Consider the following 22,779-nt stretch of genomic DNA (forward strand, 5'->3'; position numbering starts at 1 on the left):
CGACAACGAGGTCAAGGGCGCCAGCGGGCCGATCTCCATCAACAGCCTCGACGGCAGGCCGCTGGACAAGCCAATGCCGCTGCTCGAACTGGAAGGCACCGGCACGGTGCAGTTCACGACGATCAGCTGGCCCGAAAAGGCGGCGGCCTGCGCCAAACCGTGATGGACGGGGCTACTGCCATCAGCAACCGTGTAGCAACTACCGCAGATGGACTTGGCTGCCGGGCCGCGCCTTCCAAGCCAGGCTGTGAGGAGACGTCGCGGGCTATGGCCTGATCGCGGTGGCGTGTCACAGGATGCGTATGAAACCACCGCGCAGATCGCCTCCGTTGACGACTGGTGATGACGTCACTTCGAAGGCACGGTCCAGGCCTGCTTCCGCCATTGCTTCCTGGACAGGTGTTCATCTAGTATGGACACCTGTCCAGGAAGCTGAGGATTGGAAGGCCGATGGAGACGACCGCGCGTGTGCTGGTGGGTCTGGTGGCCGCGCTGCACGTGTACTTTCTGGTGCTGGAGATGTTCCTGTGGGAGAAGCGCCCCGGCCGGGAGCTCTCCGGCTTCGACGCGAGCCTGGCCCGTGCCACCGCCCCGCTCGCCACGAATCAGGGCCTCTACAACGGTTTCCTGGCCGCCGGACTGGTCTGGGGCCTGATCGCAGGCGACCCGACCGGGTTCCGGGCCCGGGTCTTCTTCCTGGTGTGCGTACTCATCGCCGGACTCTATGGCGGGCTCACCGCCAACCGGCGCATTCTCATCGCTCAGGCGCTACCCGGCGCTCTCGCGCTCACCGCTGTCCTGATCGCCCGGTGACCACCGATGCGGGCCGAAGATCCTCGAACAGCGCGCACGCGCGCCAAGCTTGGCGCGGCGCTGCTGGAGGAGTGCGCCCAGCGCCCACTCGCGGAGGTGAGCGTCGCCGCCGTCGTGCGCCGGGCGCAAGTCGGCCGCGCCACCTTCTACCTGCACTACACCGATCTGGAGGCGCTCGCCGTCGATGTCTGCGCCGACGTCGCACGTGAAGCCGTCGACGCCTTGCACGCTTGGCGCGGCACGCCCGATCCCGAAAAACCGCCGCCGGCCCTGGTGTCCTTCTTCGAGCGCCTCGCTCCGCTCGACGGGCTCTACCGTGAACTGCTGAGCCCGGGCGGCGGCGGGCCCCTCGGCCGAGTCCTCCATGAGGACCTGCGTGCCCGCAGCAGAGCCGAGCGCTCCCTGGCCGGTGCGCCCGAGCCGGACCTCGTCGCATCAGCGGTGGCCGCGACCTTCGCCGCAGTCCTCGCCGACTGGCTCCACGGACTGATCGAAGCGAGCACCGCCCAAATCGTGGAACGGGTCTGGCGCCTGCTGATCAACCTGCACCGGACTCCTCTTCCGTGAGCCGCGCGCAGACAAGCTGTTGCCCGTCAGTTCTTACAGCACCACGCTCACTCGGCGCGTGCGACGTCCGCGTCGGGCGTCACGGTCACGATGCTGCGGCCATCGATGCCTCACTGCCGTCGGGTTCCACGACGACAGGAGCCGGACGCTGGGACACCAGACTCACTCCTGCCAGATTCGCTGCCGCTGGTTGGGTGCGTCGGCGATCGCGCGGGTGATGTCGCGCGCGGTCACTACGCCGATCACACGCGCCTCCGCGTCGAGCACCGGCACCGCGTCGAGGTGGTGCTCGGTCAGCGTCTGGGCACAGGTGCGCAGATCATCGTCCGGGCTCAGCGCGATCCACGCCGCGCAGCCGAGGCTCTCCACCTCGCTGGCCTTGAGCTGCTTGACGTCCAGCGGCCAGAGCCCGGCCAGGTGCCGGGTGCCGATGACACCGTTGTAGTGTCCGGCGCTGTCGACCACGACCACGTGCCGCGCGGGCCCGGTCAAGAAGCGTTCGACCACTTCCCAGACCGAGCAGTCGCTGCGCACGATGCCGCCGGGCGCGCTCATGATGGCGGAAGCGGTGGTGGTGTCGAGGGTTGCGAGAGCGTTATCTTCCATACCCCGATCGTGCCGCCGCGGCGGCGAGCGGGTCAGGGACCTTCGACCCGCGTCCCGGCGCCGATGGTCTCGTTCCCCGCAGACTCGTTCCCGAGAGCACCGTTCCCGAGACCACCGCCTGCCGCGATGCCCAGGCCGGTCGGCACTCTCCACGCCAGCACCGTTCCGCCGGACGGACCCGGCAGCACGCTGAAGCTCCCGCCGAGCTGCTGCGCCCGCTCGCGCAGATTCTCCAGCCCGCTGCGCCGACCCCCCGCCTTGATGCCGACGCCGTCGTCCGTCACGGTCAGCGCCACCGAGCTACCGTCCGCCGCCAAATCCACCTCGACGCTCGACGCGCCCGCGTGCCGGGCGATGTTGGAAAGCGCTTCGCGCAGCACCGCCGCCAGATGCTCGGCGACATCAGCGCTCACCAAGTGATCCACCGGTCCGGTGAAACGCACCGCCGGGCTGAAACCCAGCGTCCGCGCGGCCTGCTCACAGATCTCGATCACCTGCGCCCGCGCACCCGGCACCGCATCACCCTCGTCCTCGTGCGCGTGCAACGCGAAAATCGTGGAGCGAATCACCTTGATCGTGTCGTCCAGGTCGCTGACCGCCTGCATAATCCGGCGCGCCACCGCGGGCTTCTGCGCGATCTTGTACGCACCCTGCAAACTCATCGACGTCGCGAACAACCGCTGAATCGCCAGATCATGCAAGTCCCGGCCAATACGGTCCCGATCGGCGTAGAGCGAGAGCAGCTCACTGTCACGACGGCGCTCCGCCAACTCCAGCACCACCGCCGCCTGAACCGCCAAATCCGTCGTCAGACCGATCGTCACCTGCTCGAACGCACTCGCTCCGGCTAGGCGGTACAACGCAAGGACGCCACGCACCTGGCCCGCCCCACCAAGCGGCACGAGCAACACCGGCCCGAAATCAACGCCGGAGATCCGCGAGAGCGCACCCGCACGCGCGTCGGCCGCGACATCTACCAGTGCTTCCACTCGCGCCGACTTGAACACCGCCCCGGCCAGCGTCCCCTCGACCCCAAGCGCCGCCCCACGCACCCGGTCGGCACCCCGCCCGTCGGCCGCAGCCACCAGCAACTCTCCACCGTCCGGATCAGGCACAGCGATCACGGCCAGGTCGCAGGCGGTGAATCGGCGCACCCCCTGCGCGAACGCCGCCAGCACGTCGTCGACGTCCTCACCGGACAACAATCCCCGCGTCAGCTCCGAGGTGGTCTCCAGCCACTCCTGCCGCCGCCGCGCCTCGTCGTACAGCCGCGCATTGTCGATCGCGACACCCGCCGCCGCGGCCAGCGCCGTGAGCACCGCCTCATCATCCGCGTCGAACGGCGCCCCACCGTCCTTCTCCGTGATGTAGAGGTTGCCGAACACCTCATCACGCACCCGCACCGGAACCCCGAGAAACGAATGCATCGGCGGATGATTCGCCGGGAACCCGAACGAACGCGGATGCCGCGTCAGATCCTCCGTGCGCAACGGCACCGGATGCCGGATCAACTCGCCGAGCAGGCCGTGCCCCTGCGGAAACGGGCCGATCGCGGCGATCTGCTCCTCAGTGAGCCCCACCGTGATGAACCGCGCCAACCGATCACCGCCCGGCCCCAGCACACCCAGCGCCCCGTACCGCGCGTCCACGAGCGTCACGGCCGCCTGCACGATCCGCGCGAGCGCCTGCTCAAGGTCCAGGCCGCTGCCGATGCCCACCACGGCATCCAGCAGCTGGCGCACCCGGTCACGGGAGGAACGCACCGAGGCCAACCGCAGCTGCAACTCGTCCAGCAGCTCGTCGATGCGCAGGGTCGGCAGGATCCGCGAGACCTCGTCCCCGTCGCCAAGCTGCTCGGCCACGCTGATCCGCCTCTCCAGCGGGACCGCCCCACCCGGACGCGCGGCACGTCGCGACGAGCGACCCTCACGGATCACGGTACTGCGCCCACCGCGTCTCGCACGACTGTTCCGCCGTCGCGCGACCCCAGCCACCGACCGGTCACGATCATCAGCGGGATGCAGATCAGATAGTCCTTCACCCCCGGCGCCCACGGCATCGGGCCCTCCAGCCGTGCCCGCTCCAACTGCGCCTCGTCAGTCACCAGTCGCGCGGTCCCCGTCACCGCCACCGACCAACCCGACCGCGACATCCGATCGAACTCGTCGGCCTCGAAAGCGACCACCGCCCCACGCACCGCCTGGCCCAACGACGAAGTCGACCCCGTCCAGACCAGCACCGCGCCCCCGCGCACCACATAGTTCACCGGCCGGATCGCAGGCAGCGCACGCCGCGTGTACACCAAGCGGCCCACCTCCTGCGTCTCCAACAGGGCGATGGCCTCAGCGCGAGAAAGCACCTCAAGCCCGTTAACGTCGATTTCCATGCGTTGAATCGTCCGTTCCGCCGCTTCGCTCCAACAGGGCCGTTAGACCTTTCATCTCTGGCCCCACCGTCCGCTCATGCGTGCGAGCGACCACGACCGCCGGAACCAGCACCGCCGGACTTCAACTCGGAAACCAGCACCGCCGCCTGCACCCGCCGCTCGATCCCCAGCTTCGCCAGCAGCGAGGAGACGTAGTTCTTCACCGTCTTCTCGGCCAGGAACAACCGCTCGCCGATCTGCCGGTTCGTCAGCCCGTCGCCGATCAGCTCCAGGATCCGCCGCTCCTGCCCGGTCAACGCCGCCAGCGGATCCTTGCGGTCCCCGCTGCGCAGCCGATCCATCACCGAGGCCGCGAGCTTCGGATCCAGCAGCGAACCCCCGGCCGCCACCGTACGCACCGCCCCCACCAGATCCGTGCCCCCGACCTGCTTGAGCAGATAACCCGACGCACCCGCGATGATCGCGTCGAACAGCGCCTCGTCGTCCGAGAACGACGTCAGCATCAGGCACGCCAGCTCCGGCATCCGCGAACGCAACTCCCGGCACACCGTCACCCCGTCGCCGTCCGGCAGTCGCACATCCAACACCGCCACCTGCGGCCGCAGCGCAGGAACCCGCGCCAGCGCCTCCGCCGCCGTCGACGCCTCGCCGACCACCTCGAACTCGCCCTCGACCTCCAGCAGATCCCGCAGACCGCGACGCACCACCTCGTGATCGTCCATCAGGAACACCCGGATCGGATGCACGGCGAAAGCAGCGGGTTCACCCTGCGCGGGCGCACTCATCTCGGTCATGTCTCGACCGTAGACCCGAGCGACCAGTCCGGCACGGGCCGAAAGTCCCGAACCTGCGCGGCCTGATCCAGGCCGTCCAGCCGCCGACTGGCGGGCCCATCGGCCCGTGCCGCGATGCTCACACAGCGAGATCGTTCCGGTGCACGAACGAACGGACATCCGAACCGATCGACCGGAACGGCGGCGGACCGAGGTCACGTCCCGAGCCTCACCGAACCGAACCGATCGCCGATCCCCGAGGAGGGGAACTCCCATGCTGCACACCGCGCGGGCCCTGGTCCGCTGGCTGACCGCGCTGACCGGCTTCGCCCTGCTGATCGCCGGACCGATCATGATCGGCGTCGGCGTCTCCGGCCAGCACCAGGTCACCGACCAGCTCACCGCCCAGCAGATCACCTTCCCGGCCAAGGGCTCCAGCGGCCTGCCCGCCGCCCAAGCCGCCTACGGCGGCCAACCGGTGACCACCGGAGACCAGGCCAAAGCCTTCTCCGACATGATCGAGACCCACATCAAGGAGGCCACCGGCGGCCTGACGTACAGCCAGGTCTCCGCGCAGTACCTGGCAGCCTCCGCCGACAAGACCACCCCCGCCGCCACCCTCACCAAACTCTCCGGCGAACGCCAGACCGCATTCATGGGCGAGTCCCTGCGCGGCTCCCTGCTCTCCGCCTACCAGGCCTGGCAGATCACCTACCTGGTCATCGGCCTCGGCATCGCCTTCACCGGCATCGGAGCAGTCACCCTGCTCGGCGCCACCATCGCCCTCGCCAGCGCCCGCAAGACCCGACAGGAGCAACCGACCGCCACCGGATCCATCCCCGACACCGCCGCAACCCTCGCCGAACCCGGCCTGAACATCAAGGCCGGACAGTAAACAACCCAATCCAATCCACCCGTCCAACCCATAGCACTCGGTGCCCGCTTCGCAGAGGCCGAAGCGGGCACCGAGGCGTCAGACACGTACTTGACGCAGACGCAGTCGCCCTCGCCGGGTTCGGGATCGGTTCTTCGCCACGCTGTGCGTCGGATTGACTCGCGGCTCGGGGTCGTAGCGCACCGACGCCCGGTGTCGGCCCACGCCCACGCCCTCATGTGTAGCAGCAGGGGGCTGAGTATCAACGAAGCCGTCTCCCACGGCCCCTCCGGGCACAATTCACGACCACAGAGGCCCTCATCATCCCCCTGACAACGCCTCACACGCCATCCGGGACACGGTCTCGGCCAAGAGCCGATGCGGAGCCGATGCGCTTGTGACTGCCTTATCTGGCAAGGCTCTGAGGCGCGCACGGACAGCGGTGACGCTCGTCGGTGACGTCACGCGCCACGGTGGTCGGCCTGTCGCTGGCCTGCGCTGTTGCGTTATCGCGCAGCAAGACTGCACGTACGCCATCCCTGGTGGGCAGGTTGATCAGGTCCGGCGCGCAAGAAACTGATAGCCGACCCCGGATTTCCACCATGCGAAGCGTGCCCAGTCTGCTCCACCTGCCGCTCCCCACCGACACTCGGTTGGCTCCCGGCCGTTCTGAAGGAGGACAGTGCCTAACTACCAATCTCCCGGAGTCTATGTCGAGGAGGTCTCCTCAGGCTCCCGGCCCATCGAGGGCGTGGGCACCGCGGTGTGCGCCTTTGTGGGGTTCACCGAACGTGGCACGCCGAACCGGCCGACGCTCGTGACCAACTGGACGCAGTACAACAAGGCCTTCGGCGGCTTCGTCGAGGGCGCATATCTTCCGCAGGCGGTCTACGGATACTTCCTCAACGGCGGCGGGGCCGCATACGTGGTGCGCGTGGGCGCCGGCGACGACGAGGAACCTCGGCAGGCGTCCGCGAACGGTGCGGGAAACCACGGCGTTGGAACACGTAACGGGGGCGACGGCGCACCCGCGCTCGGATCGGCCGCGCAGGCCGAGCTGCCCGCGGCCGGAGACGGCGGCCGCACGGCGCTGCGTGCCAGGGCACTGACGGCCGGGTCGGCCGGCAACGAGCTGAGCATCGAGGCCGCCGACGCGAGCGATCCGGGCGAGGACCTGTTCAAGCTGATCGTGCGGCAGGGCGAGCGCGAGGCAGAGGTCTTCGACAACCTCTCGCTGCGCAAGGGCCCGCGAAACGCCGCCACCGTCGTCAAGACCTCCTCGAAACTCATCGTCGTCGAGGAGGTCAAGGGCGCGTCGGCCTCGCTGGTGCCGGCGAAGGGGACGCGGGTCGCCTTGGCGGGAGGCGCGCAGTCGGCCACGCCCGCCGTACCGCAGGCCCCTGCCTCGGCCCCGGTCGAGATCGCCCCGGAGGCCTACATCGGGGACACCGCCGACCGCACCGGTTTCGCCGGGCTGGAGGCCGTGGAGGAGGTGACGATGCTCTGCGTTCCCGACCTGATGGCCGCCTACCAGAGCGGGGCGGTGGACCTCGACGGGCTCAAGGCGGTGCAGTTGGCCATGATCGCGCACTGCGAGCTGATGGCGGACCGCGTGGCGATCCTCGACGCCCCGCCCGGGCTCGGCGCCCAGCAGGTCAAGGAATGGCGGGTGGACGTCGCCGGCTACGACTCCAAGTACGCGGCGCTGTACTGGCCGTGGATCAAGGTGCTGGATCCGGTGAAGGGCCGGCCCTCGCTCATCCCGCCGAGCGGCTACATCGCCGGGGTTTGGGCACGCAGCGACGACACCCGAGGCGTACACAAGGCCCCTGCGAACGAGGTCCTGCGCGGCGTGATCGACCTGGAGACCAACATCACCCGCGGCGAGCACGACCAGCTCAACCCGATCGCGGTGAACTGCATCCGCTCGTTCCCCGGGCAGGGCATCCGCGTGTGGGGCGCGCGCACGCTCTCCAGCGACCCGGAGTGGCGGTACCTCAACGTGCGCCGGCTGTTCAACTTCGTCGAGAAGTCCATCCTCTCCAGCACGAACTGGGTCGTCTTCGAGCCCAACGACCGCTTCCTGTGGGGCTCGGTGCGCCGCACGATCACCATGTTCCTGCGCCGCGTGTGGCGCAGCGGCGCCCTGTTCGGCCGCACACCGGAAGAGGCCTTCTTCGTCAAGTGCGACGAAGAGAACAACCCGCCGGAGAACCGCGACGCGGGGATCCTCACCGTCGACATCGGCATCGCGCCGGTCAAGCCGGCCGAGTTCATCGTCTTCCGGATAGCGCAGTACTCCGAGGGCGCGGCCCTGGAGGAGTGAGCGGGATCCAGGCCACAACACGCTCAACGCCGAACACAGAGGGGGAGCGGCACCGTGTCGAGCCAGCAGGAGTTCTCCACCATCGCGTCCGCACCGATATTCGTGGTGTCCTCGGACGTCCAGATCGCCGGCGGGGGCAGCCTCGGCAAGATCGCCTTCCAGGAACTCGGCGGCATCAACAGCGAGATCAACATCGAGCAGTACATCTCGGCGGCCCCGGGCGGGTTCATCAACCACAGCAAGCAGTTCGGCCTGGTCAAGCCGCCGACGGTCACTCTCAAGCGCGGGCTGGACAAGAACCTGACGCTGTGGCAGTGGCATCAGATGGCGGTGGCGGGCAATCCCGCCGCCCGGGCCGACCAGCTGACGCTCGAAGTCTTCGGCGGCGGGCTCGGCAGCATCGGCACCTCGAAGCCGCTGGTGACCTACATGCTCATGAGCGCCTGGTGCGCGAAGATCAACATCTCCTCGGCCAAGGCGGGCGAGGGCTTTCTCACCGAGGACGTCGTGATCGCCTGCGACGCGATCCTCCTGGACACGGGCGGCTGACCCGGCGCCGCCCGGCGCGGCGCACGCGGGCAGCACGACGGCAGCAACGTTTCGAGCGCAGAGGGGTGAGTTCAGATGGCGGTCGCCGGCGGCAACCCGACGGTGATGAGCGCGTCGACGTTCGTGATCCAGGTGGACGGGATCAAGGTCGCCACGTTCAGCGAGCTGTCCGGGATCAACACCGAGGTCGAGGCGGTCGAGTACATCGCCACCGGCTCCGAGGGGATCCTGCACACGAAGCAGTACGGAAAGACCAAACCGCCGACGGTCACGCTCAAGCGCGGCCTCGACTCGGAGTCGTACATGTGGGCCTGGCACCAGGCGGTGCTGCGCGGCGATCCGACGGCGCGCAAGACCTGTTCACTGCAACTGTTCGCGGCGTCCGCGTCACCGAGGTCGGGCCAGCCGCTGATCACGTACCTGCTGGAGAACGCCTGGCCGTCGAAGCTGGAGATCGGCGGGATGAAGGCCGGCGCGACCGAAGTGGTGACCGAGACCGTGGTGCTGCACTGCGACCAGATCCTGATGCAGCCGGGCGGATGACCGGAGAGAAGCCATGCTGACACACCCGTCCGCTGCGGCGGAGGCCGGCGGAGCCCCGCCGCAGACCGAGCCGGCCGCGATCATGACCCGCTACCCGTTCGTGCTGCCCCGGGGCTATGTCGACGAGCGGGGCACGGTGCACCGGGACGGCGTGATGCGCCTGGCCACGGCGCGCGACGAGATCACCAGCCAGGGCGATCCGCGGGTCAGGCAGAACCCGGTGTACCTCAGCGTCCTGCTTCTGTCGCGGACGGTGACCAGGCTGGGCACGGCCCCGGGCGTGGACACCCTGGTGATCGAGAACCTGTTCGCCTCGGATCTCGCGTTCCTCCAGGACCTCTACCGGCGGATCAACCAGGAAGGCCATACCGAGGCCGACGTCACCTGCCCCGCGTGCGGGCACGGATTCGCGGTGGACATCGCCGGTGATGCCCCGGGGGAATCCTGATGTACACGGCCGACCGGCTCTGGGAGGAGGCCGTGTACCTCGCGTACTACCTGCACTGGCCGCTGCGGGACATCCTCGACCTCGAACATCCGGTGCGGGCCCGGGTGATCGAGGAGGTCGGCCGGATCCACGGCCGGCTCGACACGCTCGCCGCCGGATCCGCCCAGAGCGCCGGCTCGTTCTGACCTGCTTTTCCTACCTGCTTTTTCTGACCGCTGCCGCTGACCGTTCGATCCGACACCGCCCAGGCACGGGGAGGGGGAGACGAGATGCGCCTGCTGCCCCGACGGCGGCGGGGCGAGGCCCGCGACGCGCGGCCCGGCCTCGACGCGCCGGCCGGCCGCACGGCCCGCGACCCGGCCGACCGTGCGGCGGGTCCGGTGAGTCCGGCGGATCGGACGGGTCCGGCGCACTGGCGCCGACTGCCGCCGCTCGCCCCGACCGTCCGCCGGGCGCCGCTGACCGTTGCCGCCGCGATGGGAGTCTTCGCGGACGAGAGAAACAGGCCGCTGATCCATGCGCCCGGCCGCAGGTTCCGGTCAGCCGTGTCGCGGGAGGAGGCGTCCAGGCACTCCGACCCCGTTGGTTCGGCCGGATCGGCGGGCGAAGCCGGGTTTCCGGCGCCGGTTGCCGGACGCGTGACGGGGCTGGTCACCGTCCGCGCCGAGGCGCCGCCGGAACCGGAGCCGGAACAGCCGGCACCGCCGGCTGCGTCACGGGCACCTGCGCGCAGACGGGCGCCGGCTTCGGAACGCGCGGCGGCACCGGAGCCTTCGCCTGGAACGGCGCCCGCTGCGGCACATCTCATCCCGCGCATTCTCCCGTCTGCTGGACCCCGGCCGAGCATGGTCAAGGCGACCGACGAGTACGTGGGCGAGCCGGAGGCGGACGCGGCGCCGTACGCGTCCTCAGCCTGGCTGCGCATGGTCGAGTCCTACCGTCCGCCGTGGGCAGGCGGTGCGGACGCGGCGCCGTCCGGGATGCCGATGGGCCTGCCGCCGATCCCCGAGGGTGGCGGCTCGTGGTCGAGCGAAGCGGTGATCGCGCCGCCCCCGGCACCGCGAACCGCGCGCCAGGACACTGCGAAACCGAGACCGGCGCGTCGTGCCTCGCTCGCCGAAAGCCGACGGCTGGGCCTGGGCAACGCGCTTCGTCCTCGAAGCCCCGATCAAGCGGAACCGGGTTCTCAGGACACGCAGACGGTGGAGACATCAGCCGACGATGCCTCCGACGCCGACGGCCTCGATGAGATCGCGGACGAGGGGCGATCGCCCCGCTCCGAGCCGGAAAGTCCCGTATACCCAGCCGGGGGCACCTCCGGTTCCGAGGCACCCATCCTCGACGTGCCCAGACCCGCCGCGCCCAAATCCGACGCACCCAAATCCGATGCACCGAGGCTCGGTCTCGGAGCCGCGATCAACAGGCCGGTGCGACGTTCGCGTGACGCCCCGTCCGGCGGGCAGCCGGCCGGCCCGCCGACGCAAAAGGATCCGCGCCCGCGTCCGCCGGACACCGGCGGCACTCCGGCGCTGGAGGCGGTCTCCCAGGCCGGCGGCCTCGTCGAAACCCCACGCCCGACGATGCCGCAGCAGACACCTGCGCAGCCGACAATCCCACAACCAGCGATCCCGCAGGCAACGCCGCCAAGCGAGCCGCCAGCACGCCGGGCCGAGCCCGTATACCGCTTCGTCCACGGTGGGCGTCCGACTCAGGCCACTGTCGCGCCTCTGCGGCCGAGCCCGCCCGCACCGGCTCCGACCCCGCCTGTGACGATGTCGACGATTGCACCGACATCGTCGCAGGGCGCACGTTCGCAGGGATCTACAACCTCGACCCCGGCTGCGGCCAGGCCTCTGACACACTCGCGCGCGCAGCCGCCCGCTCGGCCACCCGCGCCGCCGCAGATCTCGACCCCGGCCCCGGTACCGGCGCAGGTTCCCGCGCAGGAACCGCCGCCGACCACAGTCCCCCAAGACCTCCTCGAAGCGGTGCGGCGGGCTCAGGGCGTGGACGTCTCCGACGTGCCGATCCATCGCGGCGCCGGGGCCGCCGACGAGGCACGCTCGCTCGGCGCGCGCTCCTTCGCTCGGGACGCTGAGGTCTTCCTGCCCGCGCAGGTAGGTCCGCTGGACCAGCCGGACGCGCGCGGCCTGCTCGCCCACGAGCTGACCCACGCCGCCCAGCAGCGCACCCTCGGCTTCACCCTGCCCGCCGAGGACTCCGACGCCGGACGCGCCCTCGAAGCCCAGGCGTTGGCTGCCGAACGATGGGCCCGCGGCCTGGACGCAGACCCGGCCGCGGGCGGCGGCTTCGCCAACGGTGTCCTGCCCCCGCAGATGACCTCGTGGACCGCACCATGGCACGCGGCACCGTCCACCACCGGGGTACAGCGTCAGGCCGCTGACGTGATGAGCGTCGCCGCGCCCGACTTCACGCCCGCGCCGGTCGACATGTCCACGGACATGCCCACGTTCGCACCAGCGCCGACTGCGTCCGTGCCGATCACGTCCGTACCACAGGCAGCGTCCCAAACCGGCGCCGACGAGGAGCTGAGCGCGGCCAGGGACAAGCTCATCGAGCTCAGCAAGCGGCGTCCGCTCGACCTCGACGACCCCGCCGACATCGAGGAGCTGTCCGTACGGATCTACCAGCGGATCCACCGGCGGCTGCGCCGCGAGCTCGTGGTCGACCGCGAGCGCACGGGCCGGCTCGGCGAGACCGGACCCTTCGGGCCGGCGAGATGACAGGAGTGCCGAGGTGTCCGTGAATCCGCTCAACGCGATGGCGATGGTCGGCATGAGCCACCGGTACACGGTGCGCCTCGACGGTCCCACCCTCAACATGGGGGCCTGGTACAAGGTGACCGGCCTGTCCGTGTCCTGGCAGCAGATCGAGCACCGGGTCGGGGAGTACGGCAACCGGGTGTGGCTCTACCCGGGCACCACCAAGTACGAGCCGATCACGCTCAGCCGGGCGGTCGGAGCGGACTCACAGGCCGTGCAGACCTGGCTGGCGCAGACCTCGAAGAACCCGCAGCCGCAGAGCGGCGCGATCCAGCTCGTGGACTTTTCGGGGAATCCGATCGTCACGTGGCACCTCAACGAGTTCTTCCCGATCGCCTGGTCGATCGAATCCTTCGACGCCGCGGGCGGCAAACCCGCGATCGAGACGCTCAAGCTCGCTCACACCGGTTTCCTCGCGGACCACCTGAACTCCCAGAGCCCGGCCTGACCAGGCCGTCCCATTCCCCCTGCGGCTAGCGCAGCAAGAAAGGCAGGACACCCATGGTGAACCTCGTGTCCGCGCATATCGACGGCGCTGTGTCGGCCACCGCCGCCTCGACCGCGCCCGCGGCGGGGGCCGACTTCACGTCCCGGTCCTTCGGCCTGGTCATGCGTTTCGCCGTCACTTTCACCAGCGCGGACGGCAAGGACATCACCAATCTCGGCGAATGGTCCTCCTGCAAAGGGCTCAAGGTCGAGTTCAAGACCGAGACCGTCAAGCAGGGCGGCGTGTACGACCACGAAGTGAAGCTGCCCTCGCAGGTGACTTACAGCCCGGTGATTCTGGAGCGGGCGATGGAGCAGCAGAACTCGCAGAGACTTCAAGCCTGGCTCGGCAGGCTCGTCACGAACTGGATGAATTACGACGAATCCAAGAAGTACCCGTACCCCATGGGGCACGTGACCATCGTCCTACAGGACGCGCACCAGAGACCGGTCGCCTCGTGGACCCTGGACCACGCCTATCCGGCCTCCTGGAGCGGACCGACGCTGGACGCGAAGGGAAACACGGTCGCTCTCGAAACGCTGACCCTGGAGCACCAGGGCTTCCTCCCGCCGCAGCCCGTCGCCGCCGCATAGCGTATAAGGAGCCGGACACATGTCCACCGCCGACGACAGGGCCGATAACGCCAGGCTCGGCCCGAAGTCGGGCAGCGACGCCGACTACGTCGTCTTCCAGTTCAATCCGGCGGCGATCGCGATCTCGCACACGGCGCCCATGCAGCCGTCGGCCGGGAAGGGCAAGCCCAAGGAAGGCGACGCGGACAAGAACGCGTCCGGTACGACCACCGCGCTGAGCAGCGTCGAAGAAGTGGCGAAGGCCAACGGCGTCACGAACATCACCGTGCGCTCAATCACCTTCGACGGCAAGGACGTGATGGAGACCTGCGAGAAACTGGTCGACTGGTCGTACCCCCAGGAGGTCAAGAAGGACCCTCAGGTGAGCAAGCTCCCCGAGCTGAACTTCGTCTGGGGCAGGACTTACCTCGTCAGCCTCAACCAGGTGACGGTCAACTACACCCGGTTCAGCCGCACCGGGAAGCCCGTACGCGCCTCGGTCGACCTGACCCTCCATTTGATCCCGAAGGACCTGAAGGCGACCAATCCGAGCTCGGGCGGCCTCTCCGGGCGCCGCTCGCACCTGCTCACCGGCCCCGAGACGCTGCCCGAACTGGCCACGCGGACCTATGGCGAGCCGGGGCGCTGGCGTGAGATCGCCGCGGCGAACCGGATCGAGGACCCGCTGCGGGTGCGGCCCGGCACTCTCGTGTACCTGCCGAGCGAGCAGGAGGGCGGGCGATGACCGTCTCGGATATCGGCGTCAGCGTCACCGTATGGCCCACGGTGCGGGTCGGCGGCGTGGAGTTGTCCGGCGTCGCAGCGAGCTGTCTTGCGCGCACGGAGGTCGACACACAGCTGTCGCGGCCGGGGATGTTCGCGCTCAGCTTCGAGGACGTGACCGGAGCGGCCCTGGACGCGGCGGGCCTCGACATCGGGGTGAAGGTCGAGGTGCTGGCCGGTTCCGGGGCAGCCGCTCGACTGATCGCGGGCGAAGTCACCGCGATCGAAGGGTACTATCAGGGCATTGTCGGGCGCACCATGGTCCGCGGCTACGACCTGTGCCACCGGTTGCAGCGAGCCCGGCGGACCCGCTCGTTCGACAACATGACCGACTCGGACATCGCTTCGCAGATCGCCCGCGACGCGCAACTACCGGTCGGCGCGATCACCTCGACGCAGATCGTGCACGAGCACCTGCTCCAGTGCAACCAGAGCGACTGGGAGTTCCTGGCCCAGCGGGCGGCCGAGATCGGCTACGAGTTCGGCATGGCCGACGGCAAGTTCGTCTTCCGCAAGGCCAGCACGCTCGGCCAGTCGGACGGCCCGGCGCCTCAGCTGGACTTCCCCGGCACGCTGCTGCGTTTCGAGCCGCGGGTGACCGCGGGGAACCTGGCCCCTGATGTGGAGGTGCGGGTCTGGGATCCGCTGAAGGCCACGCTCTCCCCCGGTCAGCCGGTGCCGACCGCCGCGTCCGGCGCCTCCGCGCCGCGCCCGCGCGCTCTGGCCGAGGTGGCGGCGCTGTTCAGCGAGAGCGCGGGCGGCGCGGCGGGTCAAGGCCCGGCCGCCGGGGAGAACCTCGGCCCGCCGCCGAGCCCGACCGCCTACGTCGTCAACACGCTGCCGGTGGCCAGCGCCGAGGACGGCGCCTCGGCCCTCGCCGCGTCGCTCGGCGGCTCCTTCGCGGAGGCCGAGGGCGACGCGGTCGGCAACCCCGCGATCCGCCCCGGCGCCACCGTCCAGGTGACCGGCGTGCTCGGGCGCTTCCCGAACTCGTGGCTGGTCACCCGCGCGCGGCACGTGTTCGACCTGACGGAGAACGGCTACCACACCGAGTTCGCCGCCGGCGGCGCGCAGGACCGCTCGCTGCTCGGCCTGACCTCGGCGGGCGGCGCGAACCCCGCGAACCCGATGCGCATCCCCGGCGTCGTCTGCGCCATCGTCGACGACATCGGGGACAAACACGCGCGGGTACGCCTCACGCTGCCCTGGCTCTCGACGCAGGTGAGCACGGACTGGGCGCCGGTCGTGCAGTTCGGCGCGGGAAAGCGCAGCGGCGCGATGTTCCTGCCCGAGGTCGGCGACGAGGTGCTGGTCGGATTCGAGTTCGGCGATCCGCGGCGTCCCTACGTGATCGGCGGACTGGTCACCGAGAGCAGCGCCTACGACCTCGGCGGCAGCCCGGTGATGCAGGGCGCCGGAGGCGCCGACACGTCGGTCGCGCGCCGCGGGTTCGTCTCCGCCTCGGGCAACCGGCTCGTGTTCCACGACGAGATGGGCGAGGACCCCAAGCCGCAGCAGTCGCAGATCTCGCTCGGCACTCCCGACGGCAAGTTCGGGCTCGCCGTCGACGTCGTGCAGGGGACGCTGGAGCTGACCTGCGCCCCCGACAGCCCGCCTGGGCAGCTGACCATCAAGTGCGGCCAGGCCGGCACGGTGAACATCGTCACCGGCCAGGGCGGCAGCGTCACCATCGACGGCGGGGACTCGCTGACGCTGAAGTCCGCGACCTCGGTCACCGTCCAGAGCCAGGGCACGGTCTCCGTCTCCGGCCAGTCCATCACTCTCGGCGGCTGAAAGGGCACGTCATGACCGACTTCATCGGGACCGGCTGGTCGTTCCCGTTCGCCATGGAGCCCACCGGCGCGGTGGCCATGGCCTCGGGGACGGCGAAGCTGGAGCAGGCCATGCGGCTGGTGTTGCAGACCTACCCCGGCGAGCGCCCGATGCGGCCGCAGTTCGGCAGCACCCTGCGCGACTACGTCTTCGACGCGGCGAGTTCGCAGAAGACGGCCGAGATCGCCGAGGTGGTCAGGGCCGCGATCGAGCAGTGGGAGCCGCGCGTCGACGTGGCCGACGTGAAGGTCTACCCCGACGAGGACCGCCCCGGCCTGCTGTACATCGACATCCACTACGTCGTGCCCGGCGTGAACAGCCCGCGCAACCTCGTCTTCCCCTTCTACACCATCCCCGAGGACGAGGAAGGCGGGTACTGATGCCGCTGCCGGCCCCCGATCTCGACGACCGCCGCTTCCAGGACCTGGTCGACGAGGCCAAGCGCTTCGTGCAGCGGCGCTGTCCGGAGTGGACCGACCACAACGTCTCGGATCCCGGCATCACGCTGATCGAGACCTTCGCCCAGATGACGGACCATCTGCTGTTCCGGCTCAACCAGCTGCCGGACCGGCTGTACATCACGTTCCTGAACATGATCGGCCTGCGCATGCTCCCGCCGACTCCGGCGCGCGCGCCGGTGACGTTCTGGCTCTCCAGCCCCGCCCGCGCGAGGCTGACGATCGCCGCGGGAACCCGCGTCGGCACGCTGCGCACGGCCACCGCCGAGTCGATCGTCTTCACCACGCGGGAGGACCTGGCCGTGGTGCCCTGCACCCTCGCCAAGGTCAGGTCGCCGGCTGACGCGCAGTCCGGCCAGGCACAGCCGGGCGGCGGTTTCGGGGACGGCGAGGCGGGCGGAACGGCGGACCGTTCGCGGACGCTCGCCGACGGCCGGCCGTTCCCCGCCTTCCGGCCACGGCCCCTGATCGGGGACGCGTTGCTGGTGGGCCTGTCCGACCCGGTGCCCGGGTGCGCGATCCGGCTCGGCTTTCGCGGCCGGGTCGAGGGCGTGGGCGTCAATCCGAAGCACCCGCCGCTGACCTGGGAGGCGTGGACCGGCGAGGACTGGGCGCCGTGCGAGATCGGGCTCGACGAGACCGGCGGCCTGAACACCTCGGGCGCGATCGTCCTGCACGTGCCGCCCGGGCACCAGGCGAGCGTGATCGGGGGCGACCGTGCCGGGTGGATCAGGGCACGGATCATCGAACCCGAAGAGGGCCAGCGGCCGTACTCCGACTCGCCCGTGGTCGACGGACTGACCGTCGCCACCGTCGGCGGCACCGCCGAGGCCGTGCACGCCGAACCGGCCGAAGTCGAGGCGCTGGGCAAGGCGGAGGGCGTGCCCGGGCAGCAGTTCGCGCTGCGGTACTCCCCCGTGCTCGCCGGCTACGGCTCGCCGGTCGTGGAGACCAGTTCGACGGACGGCTGGATGGAGTGGACCGAGGTCGAGCACTTCGCCGACAGCGGGCCCGGGGACCCGCACTTCGCGCTGGACCCGGTCTCCGGGCTGCTGCTGTTCGGTCCCGCGGTGCGGGAGGCGGACGGGAGCCTGCGCCGCTACGGCGCCATGCCCGACAAGGACGCCGAGGTGCGCATCCGCGGGTACGCGACCGGCGGCGGCGCCAAGGGCAACGTGCCGGCCGGGGCGATCAGCCGACTGATGTCCTCGGTCCCGTCCGTCTCCGCCGTGGAGAACCTGCACCCGGCGTACGGCGGGGTGGACGGGGAGAGCCTCGACGAGGCGAAAGCCCGCGGACCGATGCTGGTGCGCAGTCGCGGCCGCGCTGTGACGGCGGAGGACTACGAGATCCTGGCGCGGGAGGCGGCGCCGGAGATCGCACGCGTGCGCTGCGTGCCGGTCGGCCGGGACACCGCGGCGGCCGGGGCGGTGCGGGTGCTGGTCGTGCCGGCCGCGGCCGAGCAGGAGGGCCGGGTCCTGTTCGAGAACCTCCTGCTGCCGGACCGGACGCTGAGCCGCATCGCCGACACCTTCGAGCGCACGCGGGTCGTCGGCGCCCGGGTCGTGGTCGAGCCGCCGCTTTACCGGGGCGTCACCGTCGTCGCGCGGCTGGTCGCCCGGCCCCGGGTCAACGGCGAGCGGGTGCGCGAGGACGCGCTGAGCGTCCTTTACCACTATCTCAGCCCACTGCCGGGCGGGGGTCCCGACGGCTCCGGCTGGCCGTTCGGCCGCCCGGTGCAGGCCGGCGAGATCTTCGGGCGGCTCCAGCAGGTGCTCGGGGTCGAGATGGTCGAGGACGTCCGGCTGTTCACCGCCGACCCGGTCTCCGGCGCGCGCGGGAAGGAGCAGACCCGGATCGACCTCGACGCGAACAGTCTGGTGTTCTCCTACGAGCATCAGGTCCGAGTCGAGGCGCCGCGATGAGGCGGGCGGTCGAGGGGTTGGACACGCCCTATCCGATCGGCACGCTGCTGCCCGCGGTCTTCCAGGAGGACCCGGTGGCGATGGCGTGGACGGCGGCGTTGGACGACGTGCTCGCGCCCGCGATCTCGGCGCTGGACTGCCTGGCGGCGTACGCGGACCCGCTGCTCGCGCCGGAGGACTTCGTCGGCTGGCTGGCGGGCTGGGTCGGCACGGTGCTCGACGAGAACTGGCCGCTGGAGCGGCAGCGGGCGACGGTGGCGCACTCGGTGCGGCTCTACCGCACCCGCGGCACCGTCGAGGGCCTTCGGGCCCTGATCGAACTGGTGACCGCCGGCGAGGTGGAGATCGCCGAGAGCGGCGGCGTCGCCTGGTCCACGGCCCCGAACACCGAGCCGCCGGGCGAGGCGACGCCCCGGCTCTTCGTCAGGGTGACGCTGCCGCGGGGCGTTTCGGTGGACGCCGCCGCGCTGGAAGCGCTGATCGTCGCGGAGAAACCCGCGCACGTGCCCCACAGACTGGAGGTGGTCGATACATGATCGTGTGTCGCAAGTGCGGGCTGCGCAACCACGACGACGACACGTTTTGCGGCTCCTGCGGCAGCTTCCTGGAATGGACCGGAGAGAAACAGACACCGCAGATCGCGCAGGAGGTGGTCGAGGAGATCGAGCGGCAGCAGGAGCAGGAGGCCGCCGCGCCCCGGCTCGGCCTGCTGCAACGCGTGATCCAGGGGACGAACAACTTCATCGCGGGGCCTCGGCCAGGACCCGCCGGAACTCCGGGGACTCCGGGAACCACGGGAACCACGGGAACTGCGGGAGCCACGGGAACTGCGGGGAAGGCGGCTGCTGGGACGGCAGTGCCCGGCGCACCGCCGAAGCCGGGCAGACCGTTCCCGCCGCCGCCCAAGCCAGGCGGAGCCATGCCGCCACCACCGCCGCCAAGGCCAAGTGGAGCGGTCCCACCGCCGCCGCCAAAGCCAGGCGGAGCGATCCCACCATCCCCGCCACCAAGGCCAGGTGGGGCAGTCCCGCCGCCGCCACCGCGACCTAGCGGAGCGCTACCCCCGCCACCACCGAAACCCGGCGCCACCACACCGCCTCCCCCACCACCGAGACCTGGCGGTGCGCTACCCCCACCACCACAGAGACCTGGCGGGGCGCCTCTACCACCGCCGCCACCCCCGAGACCCGGCGCCAGCGCACCGCCTCCCCCACCACCGCCACGACCCGGCGGAGCGGTGCCGCCTCCCCCTCCGCCTGGCATGCCGCCACCACCCCCGCTGCCGAGGCCCAGCACGGGCACACCCCCACCGCCGCCGCCAAGGCCAGGTGGGGCAGTCCCACCGCCGCCATCGCCTCGTTTGCCATCGCCGCCTGGAGTCACGCCGGGCATCGCCGTGCCTTCCCCTCCCCCTCCGCCGCCCCCACCGCCGCCGGTGGCTCCGCGCAGCGATCTCTCCGCGCTGGTCGCGCCCGTCGAGCCCGGATCGGCCGCGGCGCTGCCCGCGCCGTCCGCCACCCTCGGCGCCACGTCCCGCGCCTCCGACGAACCGGTCGAGTTGGCGCCACAGATCGCGCGGGCGCGGGCGATCGCGGTGACCAAGACCGCGCCGAGCCGCCGGCTACAGCCGGGCGACCTGATCTGCGGCATGTGCGGCGAGGGCAACGCGAACACCCGCAGGTTCTGTAGCCGCTGCGGCGCCTCGCTCATCGAAGCGGCGCGGGTCAGGGAATCGTGGTGGCGCAGGCTTCTGCGCAAGCTGATACCCAGGCGCGGCCCGAAGGTCGTCAAGCTCGGCACGGTCACCGCCGGCCGGAACGACGCGGCGTCCGCCTCGCACCTCGCGAAGCCCGGCTTCGACCTGAAGCACGCGCTGCGGCGATTCCTGCGCATCGCCCGCGTCGTCATCACGGTGCTGATCCTGCTCGGCGGCATTCTCTACGGCGCCTATCCGCCGTTCCGGCACGCGGTGAACGACAGGTACGACAGCCTGAAGTCGCGTCTCACGAACGACATCCATTTCTCGCCGGTCCACGCCGTGAGCGTGACGGCGAACGTCACGTCCAAGGGCTCCTCGCCGGTGTACGCCGCGGACGAGCTGCTCAACACCTACTGGCTCGCGCCCTGGTCGGATTCGAACGAACCGGCCCTGACGTTCACGTTCGCGCACCGCGTCACGCTCAAGCGGATGATCCTGCACTCGGGCGCGGGCAGCGCCTTCGTCCAGCACGGCAGGCCGAGCGAACTGCTGCTGAAGTTCTCGAACGGCGAGACGATGACGCTCACCCCGCAGGACACCGCGCAGCAGCAGACATTGAACATCGACCACGCGGACCTGATCACCAGTGTGGTGATCCAGGTCACCGGCATCTCGCCGGGCACCTCCGGATCGGACGTCGCCATCACGGAGATCGAGCTGTTCGGCCTCACGGCCTGATCAGAAGGCGGAGACACGAATGGCGGACATCGTGATGAGGACCGGTGACCTGATCCAGATCACCATCCCGCAGCCCGCCATCGTGCCCCAGATCGCGGCGCCGGTGCCGCTGACGGGTTCGAGCACGGACGTGATCGTCGTCGGCACGCCCGCGTGCCTCCAAGGCGACGAGCTTCCACCCGTGCTGCGCACCCTGCTGGTCTACACGGCGCCGCCGTTCGTCACCCCCGGCATGGGTAATCTGACGATCATCCTGATGCCCGACAACCTGACCATAAAGACGATGAACAGCGGCAAACCGCTACTGCTCAAGGGCGGGACGTTCCAAGCGATGTTCACCGTGAGCACGCCCGCCATGCAGCCGACGCCGGGCGGCCCGGTGCCCGACCCTGTGGTCCAGAAGCCGGGCACCGCGCGGTTCATCTCTACGAACCAGATTGTGAAGGCGGGCTGAGGGACGGGCCGCCCTTGCCTCGCTCGATGATCGTGGTGCGCTCCCACCGGCGCACGGTCCCGCCACCGGTTCCGACGCGCTTGGCCGACGGCACGTTCGTCGGCCCCGCCGCCTCGGCAGCGGCGTCGTCGCCCGCCGGCCCGGGCGACGACAGTTGGCGCGCGTCCAGCACGATCTCTCGGGCCGGCGGCGCGAGGTCGGTCGCCAGCTGCGGCACGACGGGGCCAACCAGCTCCAGTTCCAGATGCGCATGCGGGGCGACGCCGAAGCCGGACCACAGGCTCTGCATCGTCGGGCCGGAGCCCTCGTCCGCGCAGCGCACGAAGCACGGGATTCCAGCTTCGGCAAGTGCTCCGGTCAGGTGGTCGTCCGCGATGGTGTCCGCGTTCGTACATGCGTCGACCAGCAGTCCGAGCAATTCGTGTTCTTCGAGGACTCGCCGGGAAGCCTCGTCGCTGCCACCACCGCCTCCGGCGCCTGCCCACGCGGTGACCAGGTAAGTGAGGCAGTAGTAGCGCGGAGCCAGCTGCCGGCCGACGAGCCGACCATCGTCGTCGCGGGTCTCCGACCATCCCGAGCGCGGTAGGTCCTGGGGGTCACGATGAACCTCGCAGAGGAACGCGCTGACGAACGATGAACCGGCGCCGACACCGGCACCGCCCCCTGATCCGGAGCCGCGTTTTTCCCAGTCGGCGCTCGGCGCGTCGAACCTCACGCCGGTACCCGGCGGAAGGACCGACTTGAGCCAGTTCGCGAGCGAGAGGTCCGCGTCCCGCAGCATGCTCATTCGTGCACCGTCCTTCCGGGTTCCGTGAAAGGGGCCCTTCGACATCGACCGGGGCTGCTTGTGGCGGCTGTAGGCTCGCCCGCCACTGCGCGCCGGCCGGCCCTGCGCCGCCGGCCCTAACTTCGAAAACTTCGAAGAGCGGCGTAAGGCGGGCGACCCGCCGCTCAGACCGTCAGCGCCGTGATCGGGACCACGCCGCCGGTGCCCAGGAAGCCGGCCACTGCGGACCGTCCACCGAACAGGTAGCCGAGCGCCGCGGCGTGCATCGCCTCGACAGGCGCGATCGTCGCGGCCGCGGTGACTGTCGATCCGAGGCCGGTCAGGCTTTCGATGGCGGCCGTGTAGGTCTGGGCCGCCTGGATCTCCAGGCGCTGT

24 protein-coding genes and 1 pseudogene are annotated in these 22,779 nt (G+C 70.3%); 18 read left to right on the forward strand and 7 right to left on the reverse strand.

Annotation, left to right across the window (positions count from 1 at the left end):
- Window positions 1-450: 450 nt before the first annotated feature.
- Window positions 451-813, forward strand: coding sequence for a DUF1304 domain-containing protein (locus tag VGS97_RS11355; RefSeq protein ID WP_326853327.1), 363 nt, complete (start codon window positions 451-453; stop codon window positions 811-813).
- A 6-nt stretch (window positions 814-819) separates the two neighbouring features.
- Entirely contained in the window at window positions 820-1,380 is a 561-nt protein-coding gene (locus VGS97_RS11360; RefSeq protein WP_326853328.1) for a TetR/AcrR family transcriptional regulator, read from the forward strand.
- Window positions 1,381-1,542: 162 nt separating this feature from the next.
- Here VGS97_RS11360 and VGS97_RS11365 read toward each other — a convergent pair whose 3' ends face one another.
- The 4 genes from VGS97_RS11365 to VGS97_RS11380 form a co-directional block, all read right to left on the reverse strand.
- Window positions 1,543-1,986: a CBS domain-containing protein gene (locus VGS97_RS11365; RefSeq protein ID WP_326853329.1), complete on the reverse strand. Its 444-nt coding sequence runs from the start codon at window positions 1,984-1,986 to the stop codon at window positions 1,543-1,545.
- 32 nt (window positions 1,987-2,018) lie between these two features.
- Window positions 2,019-3,848 carry a GAF domain-containing sensor histidine kinase gene (locus tag VGS97_RS11370; RefSeq protein WP_326853330.1) on the reverse strand — a complete coding sequence of 610 codons (1,830 nt, stop codon included), beginning with the start codon at window positions 3,846-3,848 and terminating at the stop codon, window positions 2,019-2,021.
- 71 nt (window positions 3,849-3,919) lie between these two features.
- Window positions 3,920-4,372 (reverse strand): pyridoxamine 5'-phosphate oxidase family protein, encoded by a 453-nt coding sequence (locus tag VGS97_RS11375; protein ID WP_326853331.1) that lies wholly within the window; start codon window positions 4,370-4,372, stop codon window positions 3,920-3,922.
- 74 nt (window positions 4,373-4,446) lie between these two features.
- Window positions 4,447-5,157 carry a response regulator transcription factor gene (locus VGS97_RS11380; protein ID WP_349262092.1) on the reverse strand — a complete coding sequence of 237 codons (711 nt, stop codon included), beginning with the start codon at window positions 5,155-5,157 and terminating at the stop codon, window positions 4,447-4,449.
- A gap of 262 nt (window positions 5,158-5,419) precedes the next feature.
- On the opposite strand from VGS97_RS11380, the gene VGS97_RS11385 reads away from it, so the two are divergent.
- The 14 genes from VGS97_RS11385 (at window position 5,420) to VGS97_RS11450 (ending at window position 19,262) form a co-directional block, all read left to right on the forward strand.
- Complete coding sequence (locus VGS97_RS11385; protein WP_326853334.1) at window positions 5,420-6,040, forward strand: hypothetical protein; 621 nt, start codon at window positions 5,420-5,422, stop codon at window positions 6,038-6,040.
- A gap of 661 nt (window positions 6,041-6,701) precedes the next feature.
- On the forward strand, window positions 6,702-8,345 hold the full coding sequence (locus VGS97_RS11390) for a phage tail sheath family protein (RefSeq protein ID WP_326853336.1): 1,644 nt from the start codon (window positions 6,702-6,704) through the stop codon (window positions 8,343-8,345).
- 54 nt (window positions 8,346-8,399) lie between these two features.
- The gene (locus VGS97_RS11395) at window positions 8,400-8,894 is read left to right on the forward strand and encodes a phage tail protein (protein ID WP_326853338.1); all 495 of its coding nucleotides are present in this window, start codon (window positions 8,400-8,402) and stop codon (window positions 8,892-8,894) included.
- Window positions 8,895-8,969: 75 nt separating this feature from the next.
- A complete protein-coding gene (locus VGS97_RS11400) occupies window positions 8,970-9,437 on the forward strand; it encodes a phage tail protein (RefSeq protein ID WP_326853339.1) in 468 nt (155 codons plus the stop codon).
- 13 nt (window positions 9,438-9,450) lie between these two features.
- Window positions 9,451-9,885, forward strand: a complete 435-nt coding sequence (locus tag VGS97_RS11405) for a hypothetical protein (RefSeq protein ID WP_326853340.1) — start codon at window positions 9,451-9,453, stop codon at window positions 9,883-9,885.
- Window positions 9,885-10,070 carry a hypothetical protein gene (locus VGS97_RS11410; protein ID WP_326853341.1) on the forward strand — a complete coding sequence of 62 codons (186 nt, stop codon included), beginning with the start codon at window positions 9,885-9,887 and terminating at the stop codon, window positions 10,068-10,070. Before VGS97_RS11405 ends, VGS97_RS11410 begins: the two co-directional genes overlap by 1 nt.
- Before the next feature lie 660 nt (window positions 10,071-10,730).
- On the forward strand, window positions 10,731-12,629 hold the full coding sequence (locus VGS97_RS11415) for a DUF4157 domain-containing protein (protein WP_326853342.1): 1,899 nt from the start codon (window positions 10,731-10,733) through the stop codon (window positions 12,627-12,629).
- Between the two features lie 13 nt (window positions 12,630-12,642).
- Window positions 12,643-13,116 carry a phage tail protein gene (locus tag VGS97_RS11420; RefSeq protein WP_326853343.1) on the forward strand — a complete coding sequence of 158 codons (474 nt, stop codon included), beginning with the start codon at window positions 12,643-12,645 and terminating at the stop codon, window positions 13,114-13,116.
- A 53-nt stretch (window positions 13,117-13,169) separates the two neighbouring features.
- Complete coding sequence (locus tag VGS97_RS11425) at window positions 13,170-13,748, forward strand: phage tail protein (protein ID WP_326853344.1); 579 nt, start codon at window positions 13,170-13,172, stop codon at window positions 13,746-13,748.
- A gap of 19 nt (window positions 13,749-13,767) precedes the next feature.
- The gene (locus VGS97_RS11430) at window positions 13,768-14,472 is read left to right on the forward strand and encodes a hypothetical protein (protein WP_326853346.1); all 705 of its coding nucleotides are present in this window, start codon (window positions 13,768-13,770) and stop codon (window positions 14,470-14,472) included.
- Window positions 14,469-16,304 (forward strand): VgrG-related protein, encoded by a 1,836-nt coding sequence (locus VGS97_RS11435; protein WP_326853347.1) that lies wholly within the window; start codon window positions 14,469-14,471, stop codon window positions 16,302-16,304. Before VGS97_RS11430 ends, VGS97_RS11435 begins: the two co-directional genes overlap by 4 nt.
- 11 nt (window positions 16,305-16,315) lie before the next feature.
- Window positions 16,316-16,723, forward strand: a complete 408-nt coding sequence (locus VGS97_RS11440; RefSeq protein WP_326853348.1) for a GPW/gp25 family protein — start codon at window positions 16,316-16,318, stop codon at window positions 16,721-16,723.
- Window positions 16,723-18,726 carry a putative baseplate assembly protein gene (locus VGS97_RS11445; protein ID WP_326853349.1) on the forward strand — a complete coding sequence of 668 codons (2,004 nt, stop codon included), beginning with the start codon at window positions 16,723-16,725 and terminating at the stop codon, window positions 18,724-18,726. Before VGS97_RS11440 ends, VGS97_RS11445 begins: the two co-directional genes overlap by 1 nt.
- A complete protein-coding gene (locus VGS97_RS11450) occupies window positions 18,723-19,262 on the forward strand; it encodes a phage tail protein (RefSeq protein WP_326853350.1) in 540 nt (179 codons plus the stop codon). The genes VGS97_RS11445 and VGS97_RS11450 overlap by 4 nt, the downstream gene beginning before the upstream one ends.
- Window positions 19,263-19,466: 204 nt before the next feature.
- Here VGS97_RS11450 and VGS97_RS11455 read toward each other — a convergent pair whose 3' ends face one another.
- Window positions 19,467-19,724, reverse strand: coding sequence for a hypothetical protein (locus tag VGS97_RS11455; RefSeq protein ID WP_326853351.1), 258 nt, complete (start codon window positions 19,722-19,724; stop codon window positions 19,467-19,469).
- 437 nt (window positions 19,725-20,161) lie between these two features.
- Between VGS97_RS11455 and VGS97_RS11460 the strand changes: the two genes are divergently transcribed.
- Window positions 20,162-21,163, forward strand: coding sequence for an NADase-type glycan-binding domain-containing protein (locus tag VGS97_RS11460; protein ID WP_326853353.1), 1,002 nt, complete (start codon window positions 20,162-20,164; stop codon window positions 21,161-21,163).
- Between the two features lie 19 nt (window positions 21,164-21,182).
- On the forward strand, window positions 21,183-21,617 hold the full coding sequence (locus tag VGS97_RS11465) for a hypothetical protein (RefSeq protein ID WP_326853354.1): 435 nt from the start codon (window positions 21,183-21,185) through the stop codon (window positions 21,615-21,617).
- Here the strand turns inward: VGS97_RS11465 and VGS97_RS11470 are convergent.
- Entirely contained in the window at window positions 21,589-22,404 is an 816-nt protein-coding gene (locus tag VGS97_RS11470; RefSeq protein ID WP_326853356.1) for a Pvc16 family protein, read from the reverse strand. The genes VGS97_RS11465 and VGS97_RS11470 overlap by 29 nt on opposite strands.
- A 164-nt stretch (window positions 22,405-22,568) precedes the next feature.
- Window positions 22,569-22,779 (reverse strand): annotated as a pseudogene (locus VGS97_RS11475) (ferritin-like domain-containing protein); the annotation flags it as partial.

The organism is Actinocrinis sp. (genome assembly GCF_035946395.1).
GTDB lineage: Bacteria > Actinomycetota > Actinomycetes > Streptomycetales > Catenulisporaceae > Actinocrinis.